This window comes from Rhodovulum sp. PH10 (assembly GCF_000293785.1).
Classification (GTDB): Bacteria; Pseudomonadota; Alphaproteobacteria; order Rhizobiales; family Xanthobacteraceae; genus Rhodoplanes.
Window position 1 is genome coordinate 1 of the sequence record NZ_AKZI01000067.1, and the last position, 16,300, is coordinate 16,300.

Genomic DNA, 16,300 nt, shown 5'->3' on the forward strand with positions numbered 1-16,300 from the left:
CGGCTCCGGCCGCGCCGCCGGCGGCACCACCGGCAGCCCCGCCGCCCGCGCCGCCGCCCGCCCCGCCGCCGCCGCTTCCTCCGCCGCTCTGAGCGGCGGCCATGGTCGAGGCTCCTGCAAGCAGAACGGCCGCCAGAACGGCGGCCGGAAGAGAGGTTTTTCGCATCGTTCGCTCCCGTACGGATGTCGTCTCACCGGCCCAAGTCGGTGGCACGGCAAGGGTTCCGCGGAACGACCGGAACAGCGGGAGGAGGGACGGCCTTGGTGCGGGCACGCTCAGGTGGCGCGGCCGTCGGCCTCCACCGTCATCGCGTTGCCCCGCCACTCGAACGAGGAGCCGAGCAAGCCGTCGACCCACAGCGCGGGGATCAGAAGATCGCGCAGCAGCGCCTGTGCCGGATACCAGCGCGACAGGTGCCAGCCGGCGGCGCGGGCGAGCAGCGCCTCGGCGGCGTACCAGGCGCCGGCGAACACCACCAGGATCGGCACCACCGGCACGTCGAGCCCGGCCGCGACGATCGCCAGCATCACCGTCGGCAGCACGATGCCGCTGGCGATCTCCGGCAGGAAGAACTGGGGAAAGCACGCCCGCCGCAGCCGCGCCCAGCGCGACTGCCGCCGCCACACCTCGAGCATCCGGCGCCGGCCGAGCGGCTGCTCGAACGGCGCGTCGACCAGCCGGACCTCGAGGCCGGCGGCGCGCACGATCTTGGTCGAGGCGGCGTCCTCGGCGACGTCGAGGCCGAGCGCCTTGATTCCGCCGGCGGCCTCCAACACCTCGCGGCGCCAGAACATCGTCTTGCCCTGGGCGAAGCCGAACCCGACGGTGTCGGCGGTGTATTGCGCACGAGCCTGATAGGTGTTGAGGAACGCGCACTCCACCTCGGCCCAGAAGCCGTCCGGCCGGCTGCCGACCGGCGGCGCGCAGACCAGCCCGCTGCCGGGCCGGAAAGCGTCCTGCAGGCGCTGCAGATAGTCGCGCGGCATCAGCACGTTCGAATCGGCGATCGCGATCAGCTGATGGCGCGCGGCGGTCCAGCCCTTGACGCAGTTGTTGAGCTTGGGGTTGCTGCTGACGCGATCGTTGCCGATCAGGAGCCGCGCCTCGACGTGAGGATGCTCCGCCATCAGCGCCTTCACCACCGGGATCACCGGATCGCTCGGCGAGGCGACGCAGAACAGAATCTCGTAGCGGGGATAGTCGAGCGTGAAGGTCGAGCGCAGCGTCTCCTCGATGAAATTCTCGAGGCCGCACACCGGTCTCACGATCGACACCGGCGGCGCGTCGGGGCGCGCCGGCACGGGATTGGCGGGCGCGCGGCAACGGGTCGCGGCCGTGATCACGCTGAACACGTGCACGAGCGTGGCGAGGCCGCAGATCGCGGCGGCAATGGCGATGAAAATGCTCATTACCGGCGACTACTATGCGACTTTGACGGTACCATGACAGTGATCTCGTCCGTTCGACGCACGCCCTCCCGTCACCTCCTGTCATCGAAACGCAACAGGACTCTGCCACAAGCCGCCCCATGTTCGATCCATTGCGAAAAGAGGGGCGGGGCGTGACGGAGATCGAATTACGGCGGTTCCGCACGCTGTTCATCTCGGACGTTCATCTCGGCACCCGCGGCTGTCAGGCCGACCGGCTGCTCGACTTTTTGCGCGTCCACGACGCCGACACGATCTATCTGGTCGGCGACATCGTCGACGGCTGGCATCTGAAATCGAGCTGGTACTGGCCGCAGGCGCACAACGACGTGGTCCAGAAGTTCTTGCGCAAGAGCCGCAAGGGCGCGCGCCTCGTCTATGTGCCGGGCAATCACGACGAGTTCCTGCGTGATTATTACGGCACTCATTTCGGCGGCATCGAGGTCGTCGAGCACGCCGTCCATGTCGGGCCGACCGGCAAGAAGTATCTGGTCATCCACGGCGATCTGTTCGACCTCGTGGTCTCCCACGCGCGCTGGCTGGCGCTCTTGGGCGACAAGGCCTACGACCTCGCGATCACCGTCAACCGGCTGTGGAACGGCCTCACCCGCCGGCTCGGCTTCAATTACTGGTCCTTCTCGAAATGGGCCAAGCTGAAGGTGAAGAACGCCGTCAACTACATCGGCGACTTCGAGCGGGCGCTCGCCGCCGAGGCGCAGCACCACGGCGTCGAGGGCGTCATCTGCGGCCACATTCACCATGCCGTGATGCACGACGGCTACGGCACCCATTACATCAACTGTGGTGACTGGGTCGAAAGCTGCACCGCGGTGGCCGAGCACTTCGACGGCCGTTTCGAGATCATCACCTGGACCCGTCAGGAAGAGCGGCACCGTCAGGAAACCGCGCCGGTCGCCGCACAGGCCGCTTGACGCCGTCGCAGACGCACCCCCAAATCGTTTCACGATCAGGTCCGGCCCGTCCACGTCATCCGGAGGACTCATGTCCAAGTCGTCGCGCGACGGCGCGTTCGCCGATCCCGACCGTCATGTGATGGAGAAGGCATACGCCCGCTGGGCGCCGCTCTACGACGCGGTGTGCGGGCCGATCTTCGAGAGCGGGCGGCGCGCCGCCGCCGCCGCGGCCCGCTCGGTCGGTGGCCGCATTCTCGAGGTCGGGGTCGGCACCGGCCTGTCGTTCGCCGATTACGACGCGAGCTGTGAGATCGTCGGCATCGACATGTCGGCGCCGATGGTTTCGAAGGCGCTCGACCGCCTCGCCACCGGGCAGTTTCCTCACGTCAAGTCCGTGATGGTGATGGACGCGAGCGACCTCGCCTTCGCCGACGGCACGTTCGACTGCGTGGTCGCGCAGTTCGTGATCACGCTGGTGGCCGATGCCGAGCGGGTGCTCGACGAATGCGCCCGCGTGGTCCGGCCGGGCGGCGAGATCATTCTGGTCAATCACCTTTATTCCGAGCGCGGCCTGACCGCGGCGATCGAGCGGCTGTTCGCAAGGCCCGCCCGCGCGCTCGGCCTGCGGCCCGAGTTTCCGTTCGCGCGGCTCGCCGCCTGGGCCAATGCGCACGGCGGCGTGGCGCTGGTCGAGCGCCGGCCGATCAAGCCGCTCGGCGTCTATACCCTGGTGCGCTTCCGCCGCCTCGCCGCGGTGCAGGCCGAAGCCGCCGAATAGGGGGGACTCGTCCCGGGGGGACTCGTCCCTCTTTTGTGGTGCATCACTGCTGCGGCTCGCCGAGGGGCGCCGCCGCGCGTCTTGACAGTCGAGCCGCCGACGCCATGCTCCCAAAGGTCGTGGAGCGTGGCCATGGCAAACGATTCGGCGAAGAGCCTCTCGGCGAAGGCGGTCGTCTTCATCAGCTACAGCCGCAAGGACGAGCCGGAGCCGCCGGGCGACGGCGAGGTCGCGTGGCTCACTTACGTGCAGTCCCATCTCGCGCCGGCGGTGAAGCGCGGCATCTTCGACATCTTCACCGACCAGGACATGGAGATCGGCACCGACTGGCGAAAGGTGATCGGCCAAAAGCTCGACACGTGCGACATCTGCGTGCTGCTCGCCTCGCGCCACTCGCTCGCCTCCGACTTCATCCTGGACGTCGAGATCGCCCGGCTGCTCGCGCGCCAGAAGGCGGAGGGCACGCCGATCCTGCCGATTCTCGTCTCCGCGGTGTCGAAGGTGACCACGCCCGAATGGGTGTGGGCGCTGAACGTCCGTCCCAAGGGTTTGAAGCCGCTCGCGCTGTTTCCCCCCGCCGAGCGCGACGCGGTGATGGCGGAGATCGTCGACGAGATCGCCGGCATCACCACGGCGATCGCCGCAAAAAAGCGCGAGCGGGAGGATCTGCCCGACCTCGCCGCGAAGAGCTTCGAGATCGATCGGCTGCGAAAAGGCTTGCGTGGCGAGGTGGAGGCGGCGATCGCCCGGCAGGCGGACGTCTTCCGCCAAGAAAAGTTCGATTGGGGAAAGCCGGTCGGCTCGCGAAAACTGTCCGACCACGAGGGCGCCGAGTTCTTGCGCGATGCGGGAGTTTGGGGGCGCGACGTCGAGCTTTTGGCGGCCGCGCGCGACTGCGGTGGCGACCCGGTGGCGCTCGGGTTTCTGGCGAGCGGGCTCACAGAAAAGTTTTTCGGCGACGTGCGGCGCCGGCACGCCGTCCTGCCGCGGGGGTGAGGGGAAAGGCCGCCCGCCCGACGCGGTGCCGAATTGTGCGCGGCCGGCGATGGACCGGAACCGGCCGATCCGCGTTGCGTCTCCATGATCCGAACGATTCGCGCAGCCGACACACCGAACGCCCCCACTGCCGCCGAGCCCCCCGGACCGGATTCGCCCCGGCCCGATGCCCCCAGGCGCGCCCCTCCCGGCCCGGATGCGCCCACCCCGGACAGCCCCGCGCCGGATGCCCCGACCCCGAGCACGCCGGGGCCGGCCTCACCGCGCCCCGACGCGCCGAGGCCCGACCCGAGGCCCGATCTTCCGCCGCCGGTGGCGCCGGACGTGCCGTCGCCCGAGGGGCCGAACGTGCCGTCGAGCCCGAACGAGGTGCCGGGCACCCCGCCGCCCGGCGTGCCGCCGCAGCCCTCCGAGACGCCGCCGGCGCGGCCGGCCGAGGTGCCCTCGCAGCCGGGACCGATGTCGCCCACCGAGGCGCCGCCGCCGGCGCCCTCGGAGGCGCCGACCCGGATGCCGTCCGAAGCCCCGCCCGGCATGCCGTCGGAAGTGCCGCCGGCGAGCGTGCCCGAGCAGCCGGGGCCGCTGCCGACGGAAATTCCCGCCCGGTAGCGATCCGGCGTTCCTGGGGCAGGAGAGGGAAAAGCGCGGAGGGCAGGGCGGGGGACATCCGGCCGCTGCCCGTCTCGCGCATCCCGATGCACGGTTTCCCGGCGGGGCGGCGCAGGCTAGGGTGCGGCCCCAACGAGAAGAGCCGCCGGCGGAAAAAGAACCGGGCGGCGCAACCGGTCCTGCCCATGCGACAGTATCTCGATTTGATGGCCCGCATCCTGGCGGACGGCGTGGAGAAGCGCGACCGCACCGGCACCGGCACGCGCTCGGTGTTCGGCCACCAGATGCGCTTCGACCTCTCGGCCGGCTTCCCGCTGGTCACCACCAAGAAGCTGCACCTGAAGTCGATCGTCCACGAGCTTCTGTGGTTCCTCGCCGGCGACACCAATGTGCGGTATCTGAACGAGCACGGCGTGACGATCTGGGACGAGTGGGCCGACGAGCATGGCGATCTCGGCCCGGTCTATGGCCGCCAGTGGCGCTCCTGGCCGACGCCGGACGGTAAGAGCATCGACCAGATCGCCGAGGTGCTCGCCACCTTGAAGCGCGACCCCGATTCGCGGCGCATCCTGGTCACCGCCTGGAATCCGGCCGAGCTGTCGCAGATGGCGCTGTCGCCCTGCCACTGCCTCTTCCAGTTCTACGTGGCGGAGGGAAAGCTCTCGTGCCAGCTCTACCAGCGCTCGGCCGACGTGTTTTTGGGCGTCCCCTTCAACATCGCCTCCTACGCGCTCCTGACGCTGATGGTGGCGCAGGTGACCGGGCTTCAAGCGGGCGACTTCGTCCACACGTTCGGCGACGCCCACCTCTATCTCAACCATCTGGAGCAGGCGCGCCTGCAGCTCTCCCGCACGCCGCGGCCCTTGCCGACGCTGCGGCTCGATCCGTCGGTGACCGACCTGTTCGCCTTCCGCTACGAGCACGTCTCGCTCGAGAACTACGATCCGCATCCGCACATCAAGGCGGCGGTCGCGGTGTGAACCTCGCCGCCGGCATGGTGAACGAATTTTTGCTACGCTCTCCCGCCGGCCCGCGCGCCCCGCGAGCCGACCCGAGCCACCCGACCGAGCCACCCGATCCGAGCCCCTTGGATTCCGCATGACCCGCATTCCTCTCGTTCTCGTCGCGGCGGTCGCCGACAACGGCGTGATCGGCAAGGACGGCACCATGCCGTGGCACCACCGGTCGGACCTCGAGCGCTTCAAGGCGCTCACCATGGGGCATCCGGTGGTGATGGGCCGAAAGACCTTCCACGCGATCGGCAGGCCGTTGCCCGGCCGCACCTCGATCGTCGTCACCCGCGATCCCGCCTTCACCGCCGCGGGGGTGGTGGCGACGCCGAATCTGCCGGTGGCGCTGGCGGTGGCGCGCGGCGACGCGCTGCGGCGGGGGGCTTTCGCGATCATGCTGATCGGCGGCGGCTCGCTCTATGCCGAGGCGATGTACATCGCCGACCGGCTGGAGATCACCCGTATCCACATGCGGCCGGAGGGTGATACCGTCTTTCCCGAAATCGAGTCCGCCGTCTGGCGGGAGACCGCGAGAATAGACCACGAGAAAGGCCCGCAGGACGACGCGGCTTTCACCTGTTGTACCTACGAGCGCATTCCTCGACTGCGCGGATGAGCCGCGGGCGCGGCAAGTCCGCGCGTTGAAACCGGGGTTGGTTTCCGATAACCGAGTTCACATCTCAGCGAAAAGCTCCGGCCGGGAGCCGGCGAGTGGGCGCGTCGGGAGAACACCGGCCGTCGGTCGAACAGAAAGGCTGTATTCATGCCGTGGAGCAATCAGGGTGGCGGACCCTGGGGATCGGGCCCCAAGGGCCCTTGGGGCTCGGGGCCGCAGTCGTCGGGTCCGACCCCGCCCGATCTCGAAGAGTTGCTGCGTCGTAGCCAGGACAAGCTCCGGCGCGTGCTGCCGGGCGGCAGCCTGGGCGGCAAGGGCATCGCCCTTCTGGTCGCCGGCGCGGTGGTCTTGTGGGGCCTGTCCGGCTTCTACCGGGTCGAGCCCGACGAGCTCGGTGTCGTCATGCGCTTCGGCCAGTACGTGCGCGACGCCAAGCCCGGCCTCAACTACCATCTGCCGTATCCGATCGAGACCGTGCTCACCCCGCAGGTCACCCGCGTGAAGCGGGTCGACGTCGGCATGCGCCTCGTCGAGGACATGCGGCGCGGCAACACGATGCGCGACGTCCCCGAGGAGAGCCTGATGCTCACCGGCGACGAGAACATCGTCGACGTCGACTTCACGGTGCTGTGGCTGATCAAGCCGACCGGCGGCGCCGCGCAATACCTGTTCAACATCCAGAATCCCGAGGGCACCGTGAAGGCGGTGGCCGAGAGCGCGATGCGCGAGGTGATCGGCCGCTCCGAGATCCAGCCGATCCTCACCGGCGCGCGCCAGACCATCGAGACCGCGGTGCACGAGCTGATGCAGCGCACCCTCGACAGCTACGGGGCGGGCGTGCAGATCGCCCAGGTGCAGCTGCAGAAGGTCGACCCGCCGAGCCAGGTGATCGACTCGTTCCGCGACGTGCAGGCGGCCCGCGCCGACCTCGAGCGCGCCCAGAACGAGGCGCAGACCTACGCCAACCGGGTGGTGCCGGAGGCGCGCGGTCGCGCCGCCCAGATCACCCAGGCGGCCGAAGCCTATCGCGAGCAGACGGTCGCCGAGGCGCGCGGCCAGGCGGGCCGCTTCGACAAGATCTACGAGGAGTACCGCAAGGCCCCCGAGATCACCCGCGAGCGCCTCTATCTCGAAACGATGGAGCGGCTGTTCGGCGGCACCGACAAGATCATCATCGATCCGGCCACCGGCGCCGGGCAGGGCGGCACGCCCGTGGTGCCCTACATCAATCTCGACGATCCGAGCCGGCGCCAGGCGCCGCAGCCGCAGTCGTCGTCGCGCGCGCAGGCAGGAGCCACCCGATGAAGACCGGCATCGTGAGCGGCATCGTCGCCGTCGTCGTCGTGCTGGCGCTGATCGTCGGCTACGCCTCGGTGTTCACCGTCTACCAGACCCAGCAGGCGCTGGTGGTCCGCCTCGGCGATCCCAAGCGGATCGTCACCGAGCCCGGCCTCCACTTCAAGGTGCCGCTGGTCGACAACGTGATCTATGTCGACAAGCGTATTCTCGACCTGGAGAACCCGGCCCAGGAGGTGATCGCCGCCGACCAGAAGCGGCTCGTGGTGGACGCCTTCGCCCGCTACAAGATCACCGATCCGCTGCGCTTCTATCAGGCGGTCAACTCGGTCGACGGGGCGAACTCGCGGCTCGCGACGCTGCTCAACGCGGCGCTGCGCCGCGTGCTCGGCGAGGCGACGCTCACCCACGTGGTGCGCGACGAGCGCGCCGAGCTGATGGGCCGCGTCCAGGCGCAGCTCGACCGCGAGGCGAAGGCGTTCGGCATCAATGTCATCGACGTGCGCATCCGCCGTGCCGACCTGCCGGAGCAGAACAGCCAGGCGGTCTATCAGCGGATGCAGACCGAGCGCCAGCGCGAGGCGGCCGAGTTCCGCGCCCAGGGCTCTCAGCGCGCCCAGGAGATCCGGGCCCGCGCCGACCGCGACGTCACCGTGCTGGTCGCCGAGGCGACCTCGCAGGCCGAGCAGACGCGAGGCGAAGGCGACGCCACCCGCAACCGCATTTTTGCGGAGGCGTTCGGCAAGGACCCCGACTTCTTCACCTTCTACCGCTCGATGCAGGCCTACGAGGCGGGCATGAAGCCGGGCGACACCCGCTTCCTGCTGCGGCCGGACTCGGAGTTCTTCCGCTACTTCGGCGGCTCGCACGGGCGCCAGGGGGCGGCCGCCGCCGCTCCGTCGTCGGCGCCGTCCTCGGCGCCGGCGCGCACCACCGGTGCGTCGCCCGCCAAACCCGCTCCGGCCGGCAGCGCCGGCCAGGCGTCGCCCGCACAGGCATCGCCTGCACCGGCATCGTCGGCACAAGGGTCGCCGGCTCCGGCCGCGCCTCCCGCGGCGGCTCCCGCCCAGTGAGCGGCGCACCGTTCGCGCGCTCGCCGCGGGGCGGGCGCGATCGCGGTATCCTCGTCGGGACGGCCCCTCGCGGCCGTCCCGACGTCGTTCGGGCGTCCCGGCCATGACCACCTTCCTCGTCGCGCTCGGCCTCGTCTTCGTCATCGAGGGGCTTTTTTGCGCCGCCGCACCGCACGCGGCACGCCGCGCCGCGCTGATGATGGTGGAAACACCCGAGCAGGCGCTCAGGGTGATCGGGATCGTCGGCGCGGTCGCCGGCGTCGGCTTGATCTGGCTGGTCCGTCAATTATCCTGAGCCGGAAGGCGAGCCGCCATTCCGCCCCAATCCGACCGTAATGGCGCGAGCCGCGCGTGCCCCGCCGGCCGCCGACAGCCGTTTCCGAGCCGGTCGCGACAGTGGTCGCGATCAACCGTCCTCCCAGGAGATCGCCAGGCCATGGCCGCCGCCCAATCGTTCGATCGCTCCCGCCGGACCCGCCGCCTGCCGGCGGCCGCACTGCTCGCCGCGGTGCTTCTGGCGGGCGTCGCCGGCGCGCCGACGCCGGTTCTCGCGCGCGGGCCGGAGGCGATCGCCGACGTCACCGAGCAGGTGATGGACGCGGTCGTCAACATCTCCACCTCGCAGACCGTCGAGGCGCACGGCAATGCGGTGCCGAACCTGCCGCCGGGCTCGCCGTTCGAGGAGTTCTTCGAGGAGTTCTTCAAGAAGCGGCGCGGCCAGGACGGCGAGACCGGCCCGCGCGAGCGCGCACCCCGCCGGGTCAACTCGCTCGGCTCCGGATTCGTGATCGACCCGTCCGGCATCGTCGTGACCAACAATCACGTGATCTCGGACGCCGACGAGGTCAATGTCATCCTCAACGACGGCACCCGCCTCAAGGCGGAGATTCTCGGCCGCGACAAGGAGATCGACCTCGCGGTGCTGAAGGTGAAGTCGGACAAGCCGCTCAAGGCGGTGGCGTTCGGCGATTCCGACCGGCTGCGGATCGGCGAGTGGGTGATCGCCATCGGCAACCCGTTCAGCCTCGGCGGCACGGTCACCGCCGGCATCGTCTCGGCGCGCAACCGCGACATCAATTCCGGCCGCTACGACAACTACATTCAGACCGACGCGGCGATCAATCGCGGCAATTCGGGCGGGCCGCTCTTCAATCTCGACGGCCAGGTGGTCGGCATCAACACCGCGATCATCTCGCCGTCCGGCGGCTCGATCGGCATCGGCTTCGCGGTGCCCTCCAAGACCGCGATGCCGGTGATCGACCAGCTGCGCAAGTACGGCGAGACCCGGCGCGGCTGGCTCGGCGTGCGCATCCAGCAGGTGACCGACGACATCGCCGAAAGCCTCGGCATGAAGGCGGCGCGTGGCGCGCTGGTCGCCGGCGTCGACGAGAAGGGCCCGGCAAAACCCGCCGGCATCGAGTCGGGCGACGTGATCGTCTCGTTCGACGGCAAGGACATCAAGGAGATGCGCGACCTGCCGCGGATCGTCGCCGAGACGCCGGTCGGCAAGGACGTCGAGGTGACGGTGCTGCGCAACGGCAAGGAGGAGCGCAAGACCGTCAAGCTCGGCCGCCTCGAGGACGGCGAGAAGCAGGCGGCGCTGGAGAAGGGCAAGGACGGCGACAAGCTCGAGCAGAAGTCGGTGGTGCAGTCGACCCTCGGGCTCGACCTCGCCGACCTCAACGACACGCTGCGCCAGCGCTACAAGATCAAGGATTCGGTGAAGGGCGTGGTGATCACCTCGGTCGACGCGGGCTCCGCCGCCGCCGAGAAGCGCCTCAACGCCGGCGACGTGATCGTCGAGGTGTCGCAGGAGGCGGTCGCCACCGCCGCCGACGTGAAGAAGCGGATCGACCAGCTCGAGAAGGACGGCCGCCGCTCGGCGCTGCTGCTGATCGCCAATGCCGACGGCGATCTGCGCTTCGTCGCGCTGTCGCTGAAGTAGCGGGGGCGGCGTCGCGGCGGCGGTTCCGGATCCGCTGCGAGGCGGTGAACTCTGGCCTCGATCCTCATCCCGAGGACCCGCCCCTCGGGTCCGCGCTTCGCGCGGCCCGAGGGCAGGCTCCGGCGGCGTCTCGAAGGACGAGGCCCCGACCGTTATCTCCCATTCTGCCTGCGACGGGCCAACTGCCGCAGGCCGTCGAAATCGCCGGCGATCAGTGCCTGCTTCTTCGCTCGCGACCAGCCCTTCACTTGCCGCTCGGCCGCGATCGCATCGGTGATCCGATCGAAGGATTGCGAATAGACGAGCTTCACCGGCCGCCGGGTCGCCGTGTACCCGTCGAACGCTCCGGCTCGGTGCTCGGAGATCCGCGTGTCGAGGTCGGTTCGCGTCGTGCCGGTGTAGTAGGATCCGTCGACGCATTCCAGGATGTAGAGCCACGCGCCCATCCGGGCCTCATCCTTCGAGACGCCCGCTCACGCGGGCTCCTCAGGATGAGGGGAAAGCGCAGCGGTTCGCAACAACAAACCACTTCGTTCCCGGAAGGTGCGGCAAGCGCTGTTTTCCTTCCTCGTCCTGAGGAGCACTCCGTAGGAGTGCGTCTCGAAGGACGAGGGTACGGCGATGCCGATCGCGAAACGCCGTGCCCTTGAGTCATCACACCGGCTTCAGAAGCACGTGCTTCTTCTTGCCGAGCGACAGCTTGATCACCCCTTCGGCGGTGAGGTCGCGGGCGGTCAGCGTCGCCTTCTCGTCGGTCACCGTCGCGTCGTTCACCTTGAGCCCGCCGGCCTTGACCTGGCGGCGCGCCTCGCCGTTGGAGGCGACCAGGCCGGTCGTTTGCGCGAAGGCGGTGAGCACGCCGAGCCCGCCGTCGAGATCGGCCTTGGCGATCTCCACGGTCGGCAGCGTCGCGGCGAGCGCGCCTTCCTCGAACGTTTTTCGCGCGGTCTCGGCGGCCTGGTCGGCTGCCGCGCGGCCGTGCATCAGCGCGGTCGCCTCGGTCGCCAATACCTTCTTCGCCTCGTTGATCTCCGAGCCGCCGAGCGCGGCGAGTTTTTCGATTTCGTCGAGCGGCAGCGTGGTGAACAGCTTCAGGAACCGCACGACGTCGCCGTCCTCGGTGTTGCGCCAGAACTGCCAATAGTCGTAGGGGCTCAGCATCTCCGCATCGAGCCACACCGCGCCCGCCGCGGTCTTGCCCATCTTTGCGCCGGACGCCGTCGTCAGCAGCGGGCAGGTCAGCGCGTAGAGCGGATGCGTGCCCATCCGCCGGCCGAGATCGATGCCGTTGACGATGTTGCCCCACTGGTCGGAGCCGCCCATCTGCAGGTTGCAGCCGGTGCGCCGGGCCAGCTCGACGAAATCGTAGGACTGCAGGATCATGTAGTTGAACTCGATGAAGGAGAGCTCCTGCTCGCGCTCGAGGCGCAGCTTCACCGAGTCCATCGTCAGCATGCGGTTGACCGAGAAGTGCCGGCCGACGTCGCGCAGCATCTCGATGTAGTTGAGCCCGGCGAGCCACTCGGCATTGTCCATCATCAGCGCGTCGGACGCGCCGTCGCCGAACGTCAGGAACTTGGAGAACGTCTTCTTGATGCTCTCCTTGTTGGCGTCGATCTGCTCGTAGGTGAGAAGTTTTCGCGTCTCGTCGCGGCCCGAGGGGTCGCCGACGCGGGTGGTGCCGCCGCCCATCAGCGCGATCGGCTTGTTGCCGGTCTGCTGGAGCCAGTGCAGCATCATGATCGTGTTGAGGTGGCCGACATGCAGCGAGGAGGCCGTGCAGTCGTAGCCCACGTACGAGATCACCCGCTCGTCGCGCGCGAGCGCGTCGAGACCGGCGGCATCCGACACCTGGTGGATGTAGCCGCGGCTCTCGAGGACGCGGAGGAATTCCGACTCGTACGTGCTCATGACCCTCGTCCTTGCTGCGGGAAGAACCGGGAGCCCCGTGTCCGGCGGCGGGCCGGACCCGGCAGGGACGGAGCGCCCTCGTCCCGGTTGCGGCGGTGGTGTATCAGGTCCACCGGCGAATTCAAATCCGAGGGCGAATCATGGCGGTCGGGCGGGCGATCGGTCCAGCGGGCGAGCGGACGGCGCGGCGGGCGATCGGGCTGATGAGCGGCACCTCGCACGACGGCATCGACGTCGCGCTGCTCGAGACCGACGGCGAGCGCATTTTCTCGTTCGGCCCGACCGGATACCGGCCGTACTCCGACAGCGAGCGCGGGCTGTTGCGCGAGGCGTTCGCCGCCGCGACGACGCTCGCCGACCGCTCCGCCCGTCCGGGCCTTTTGGCGGCGGCCGAGGATCTCGTCACCACCGCGCACGCGATCGCGGTCGCGACCTTTCTCGGCGACAACGGGCTCACTCCGGCAGACGTCGACGTGGTCGGCTTCCACGGTCAGACCGTGCTGCATCGGCCGGAGCGCCGGCTGACCGTGCAGATCGGCGACGGCGCCGCGCTCGCCCGCCGGCTCGGCATCCCGGTGGTGTACGACTTTCGCGCCGCCGACGTCGCCGCGGGCGGGCAGGGGGCGCCGCTGGTGCCGGTGTTTCACCGCGCGCTCGCCGCGACGGTCGCTCGGCCGCGCCCGTTGGCGGTGCTCAATCTCGGCGGCGTCGCCAACGTCACCTTCGTCGGACCCGACGACGGGCAGATGCTCGCCTGCGACACCGGGCCGGGCAACGCGCTGATCGACGATTTTCTGCGCGCTCGCACCGGCGCGCCGTTCGATGCCGGCGGCGCGCTCGCGGCGAAAGGTCGGGTCGACGAGGCGGTGGTGGCGACTGTGCTACGCCACCCGTTCTTCGCCGCGCCGGTGCCGAAATCGCTCGACCGCGACGATTTCCGCCGCTTCCTCGCGCTGCTCGAGCACCACGCGGTCGAGGACGGCGCGGCGACGCTCGCCGCGATCACCGCCCGGTCGGTCGCCGCGGTGGTGCCGCACCTGCCGGCGCCGCCTGCGGGCTGGATTCTTGCCGGCGGCGGCGTGCGCAACGGCACGCTCGTGAGCATGCTGGAGGAGGCTTTGGCGCCCGCGCCGGTCGAGACCGCGAACGGGGTCGGCTGGTCGGCCGACTCGCTCGAGGCGCAGGCTTTTGCCTATCTCGCGGTGCGCAGCCTGGAGGGCTTGCCGCTCACCTTTCCGGGCACCACCGGCGCGCCCGCTCCACTCGCGGGCGGCGTGCTGTGCCACCCCCCGAGCGAGGCGGGGGCGAAGGCGCGCGCGAGCGCGTGATCACTTCGGCTTGGCGGGCGCCGGCTTCACACCCGACCCGGTGGTCGGCGGCGCCGGGCGAGGCCCGACGGGCGCCGCGTAGCCGCCCTGGGTCATAGAAGGTCTTGGCGGACGGACCTGATAGCCTTCGGTCAGCGGTCGCCGAGTGGCTTTCGGTGTCGGGCGGCGTGCCATCTCATCACCCCATGCGGCGGCCGCGCGGCTCCGGCTTCTCGGTGACGGTGGCGAGGCGCTTGTCGAGGTACGAGGTGATCGCCCCCATCAAGGGCTCGATCTTGGCGTCGAAGAAGTGGTTGGCGCCCGGCACCACCTTCTGCTCGATGACGATGCCCTTCTGGGTCTTCAGCTTCTCGACCAGCGTCTGGACGTCCTTGTAGGGCACCACCGCGTCGCGCTCGCCGTGCACGATCAGCCCGGACGACGGGCAGGGGGCGAGGAACGAGAAGTCGTAGAGGTTGGCCGGCGGGGCGACCGAGATGAAGCCCTCGATCTCCGGCCGCCGCATCAGGAGCTGCATGCCGATCCAGGCGCCGAACGAGAAGCCGGCGATCCAGCAGCTGCGCGCCTCCGGATTGATCGACTGCGCCCAGTCGAGCGCGGAGGCGGCGTCCGACAGCTCGCCCTGACCGTGGTCGAACGCGCCCTGGCTGCGGCCGACCCCGCGGAAATTGAACCGCAACACGGAAAAGTTGCGATGGACGAACGCATAGTACAGCTGGTAGACGATCTGATGATTCATCGTGCCGCCGAACTGCGGATGCGGATGCAGCACGATGGCGATCGGCGCGTTCTTCGTCCGCGACGGGTGGTACCGTCCCTCGATCCGGCCGGCGGATCCGTTGAAAATGACCTCAGGCATGACCCCGTCCTCGTGCTTGCGGCGGTGCCGAGGCACCGCTTCTCCGATGCGCGCCGCGGCACCCTTGACGCCGGCGGCGACACCCGCCTATCTGTCTACGACGCCTCGAATTTCCGGATTGGTCCTGGCCGTCGGGCGGCTGCACGGAGCCGGTCGGTCGGCGCGGCGCCATGGTCTAGCATGATCCCTGGTGCGAAAAGCAAGCTTTTCGTGACGGATGGCGCCGTTCACGGAGCGCGCGGCGCGTGTGACGGACGTTTCGACCGGGAAGATCGGCGCTGCGCCGACGGGACATCGCGACGATCATGGCCGAACGGGTCTTTCTCGACTGGAACGCTGGTGCTCCGCTCCACCCGGAGGCGTGTGCCGCGCTGATCGCCGCACTCGAGGTGGTGGGCAACCCGTCCTCGGTGCATGCCGAGGGGCGGGCCGCCCGCAATCTCGTGGAAACGGCCCGCGAGGAGGTCGCGGCGCTGGTCGGCGCCGCGCCGCGCAACGTCACCTTCACCTCCGGTGGCAGCGAGGCCAACACCCTCGCTCTGACCCCCCACTGGCAGATGGGGCGCGAAACGCGTCCGCTGGGTCGCCTGCTGGTCTCGGCGATCGAGCATCCTTCGGTGCTGGCGGGTGGCCGGTTTCCGACAAACGCGGTCGGCTTTCTGCCGGTGACGCCGCACGGCGTGGTGGAGCTCGCCGCGCTCGACGACCGCCTATCGGTGCTTCGGGCGGATTCGGGCGACACGCGGCCGTTGGTATCCATCATGCATGTCAACAACGAGACCGGGGTGGTGCAGCCGATCGCCGCCGCGGCCGAGCGGGTGCATGCGGCCGGCGGGCTTCTCCACGTCGACGCCGTTCAGAGCGCGGGAAGGATCGCCTGTGAAATCGATGTCCTCGGAGCCGACCTGATGACCCTGTCGGGCCACAAGATCGGCGCGCCGAAGGGGGTCGGTGCGCTGGTGCGGCGCGACGCCGGGCTCCATCTCGCCGACCCGCTGGTGAAGGGCGGCGGCCAGGAGCGGGGATTTCGCGCCGGCACCGAGGCGGTGGCGCTGATTTCCGCGTTCGGGGCGGCGGCCCGCGCCGCCCGGCGCGACCGCGAACGCAACGCGGCGGCGATGGTTGTCCTGCGCGACCGCCTCGAGGGCGCGCTGAAGGCCGGCTCGCCGGAGCTCGTGGTGATCGGGGCGGAGGCCGCGCGGGCACCCGGCACCAGCCTGGTCGCGCTGCCCGGCCTCAAGGCCGAGACCGCCGTCATCGCCCTCGATCTCGCGGGTTTCGCCGTGTCGTCGGGCTCGGCCTGCTCGTCCGGCAAGGTCGGCGCCTCGCACGTGCTGGCGGCGATGGGAACCCCGGCGGCGCTCGCCGCGTCCGCCGTCCGGGTCGGCCTCGGGCCGACCACAACGGAACACCACATCGATGCCTTCACGACCGCTTGGAACACGCTGGCCCGTGGACTATCTAGGGAGGGGCGCGGTATTGCCGCCTGAACCGATTTCAACCCCCGTAGGTGATCTTCCGCAGGACGAACACCATA

The 16,300-nt window shown here is 69.7% G+C and carries 16 protein-coding genes; 12 read left to right on the forward strand and 4 right to left on the reverse strand.

What is annotated here, in order from left to right; genetic code table 11:
* Positions 1 to 276 precede the first annotated feature (276 nt).
* Complete coding sequence (locus A33M_RS12025; protein WP_008387442.1) at positions 277 to 1,410, reverse strand: ceramide glucosyltransferase; 1,134 nt, start codon at positions 1,408 to 1,410, stop codon at positions 277 to 279.
* A gap of 152 nt (positions 1,411 to 1,562) precedes the next feature.
* Between A33M_RS12025 and A33M_RS12030 the strand changes: the two genes are divergently transcribed.
* The 10 genes from A33M_RS12030 (at position 1,563) to A33M_RS12075 (ending at position 10,665) form a co-directional block, all read left to right on the forward strand.
* Positions 1,563 to 2,360, forward strand: coding sequence for a UDP-2,3-diacylglucosamine diphosphatase (locus A33M_RS12030; protein WP_040620366.1), 798 nt, complete (start codon positions 1,563 to 1,565; stop codon positions 2,358 to 2,360).
* A 70-nt stretch (positions 2,361 to 2,430) separates the two neighbouring features.
* On the forward strand, positions 2,431 to 3,120 hold the full coding sequence (locus A33M_RS12035; RefSeq protein WP_008387444.1) for a class I SAM-dependent methyltransferase: 690 nt from the start codon (positions 2,431 to 2,433) through the stop codon (positions 3,118 to 3,120).
* A 132-nt stretch (positions 3,121 to 3,252) separates the two neighbouring features.
* Positions 3,253 to 4,116 (forward strand): toll/interleukin-1 receptor domain-containing protein, encoded by an 864-nt coding sequence (locus A33M_RS12040; protein ID WP_008387445.1) that lies wholly within the window; start codon positions 3,253 to 3,255, stop codon positions 4,114 to 4,116.
* Positions 4,117 to 4,440: 324 nt separating this feature from the next.
* Positions 4,441 to 4,725 carry a hypothetical protein gene (locus A33M_RS12045; RefSeq protein ID WP_157223451.1) on the forward strand — a complete coding sequence of 95 codons (285 nt, stop codon included), beginning with the start codon at positions 4,441 to 4,443 and terminating at the stop codon, positions 4,723 to 4,725.
* 185 nt (positions 4,726 to 4,910) lie between these two features.
* Positions 4,911 to 5,705: a thymidylate synthase gene (locus tag A33M_RS12050; protein ID WP_008387447.1), complete on the forward strand. Its 795-nt coding sequence runs from the start codon at positions 4,911 to 4,913 to the stop codon at positions 5,703 to 5,705.
* Between the two features lie 118 nt (positions 5,706 to 5,823).
* On the forward strand, positions 5,824 to 6,351 hold the full coding sequence (locus tag A33M_RS12055; RefSeq protein WP_008387448.1) for a dihydrofolate reductase: 528 nt from the start codon (positions 5,824 to 5,826) through the stop codon (positions 6,349 to 6,351).
* A gap of 147 nt (positions 6,352 to 6,498) precedes the next feature.
* Complete coding sequence (gene hflK, locus A33M_RS12060; RefSeq protein ID WP_040620362.1) at positions 6,499 to 7,656, forward strand: FtsH protease activity modulator HflK; 1,158 nt, start codon at positions 6,499 to 6,501, stop codon at positions 7,654 to 7,656.
* Positions 7,653 to 8,720: a protease modulator HflC gene (hflC, locus tag A33M_RS12065; protein ID WP_008387450.1), complete on the forward strand. Its 1,068-nt coding sequence runs from the start codon at positions 7,653 to 7,655 to the stop codon at positions 8,718 to 8,720. Before hflK ends, hflC begins: the two co-directional genes overlap by 4 nt.
* A 103-nt stretch (positions 8,721 to 8,823) precedes the next feature.
* Entirely contained in the window at positions 8,824 to 9,015 is a 192-nt protein-coding gene (locus A33M_RS12070) for a DUF2065 domain-containing protein (RefSeq protein WP_008387451.1), read from the forward strand.
* 141 nt (positions 9,016 to 9,156) lie between these two features.
* Entirely contained in the window at positions 9,157 to 10,665 is a 1,509-nt protein-coding gene (locus A33M_RS12075) for a DegQ family serine endoprotease (RefSeq protein WP_008387452.1), read from the forward strand.
* Positions 10,666 to 10,817: 152 nt separating this feature from the next.
* On the opposite strand, the gene A33M_RS12080 is transcribed toward A33M_RS12075, so the two are convergent.
* On the reverse strand, positions 10,818 to 11,111 hold the full coding sequence (locus tag A33M_RS12080; RefSeq protein WP_008387453.1) for a GIY-YIG nuclease family protein: 294 nt from the start codon (positions 11,109 to 11,111) through the stop codon (positions 10,818 to 10,820).
* A gap of 208 nt (positions 11,112 to 11,319) precedes the next feature.
* Positions 11,320 to 12,576 carry a tyrosine--tRNA ligase gene (gene tyrS / locus A33M_RS12085; protein ID WP_008387455.1) on the reverse strand — a complete coding sequence of 419 codons (1,257 nt, stop codon included), beginning with the start codon at positions 12,574 to 12,576 and terminating at the stop codon, positions 11,320 to 11,322.
* 140 nt (positions 12,577 to 12,716) lie between these two features.
* Here tyrS and A33M_RS12090 point away from each other — a divergent pair, with 140 nt between their 5' ends.
* Positions 12,717 to 13,904 carry an anhydro-N-acetylmuramic acid kinase gene (locus A33M_RS12090; protein WP_008387456.1) on the forward strand — a complete coding sequence of 396 codons (1,188 nt, stop codon included), beginning with the start codon at positions 12,717 to 12,719 and terminating at the stop codon, positions 13,902 to 13,904.
* Between the two features lie 178 nt (positions 13,905 to 14,082).
* Here the strand turns inward: A33M_RS12090 and A33M_RS12095 are convergent, their stop codons facing one another.
* Positions 14,083 to 14,763 (reverse strand): alpha/beta hydrolase, encoded by a 681-nt coding sequence (locus A33M_RS12095; protein ID WP_008387457.1) that lies wholly within the window; start codon positions 14,761 to 14,763, stop codon positions 14,083 to 14,085.
* Positions 14,764 to 15,068: 305 nt separating this feature from the next.
* On the opposite strand from A33M_RS12095, the gene A33M_RS12100 reads away from it, so the two are divergent.
* The gene (locus A33M_RS12100; protein ID WP_008387458.1) at positions 15,069 to 16,253 is read left to right on the forward strand and encodes a cysteine desulfurase family protein; all 1,185 of its coding nucleotides are present in this window, start codon (positions 15,069 to 15,071) and stop codon (positions 16,251 to 16,253) included.
* Positions 16,254 to 16,300: the final 47 nt, after the last annotated feature.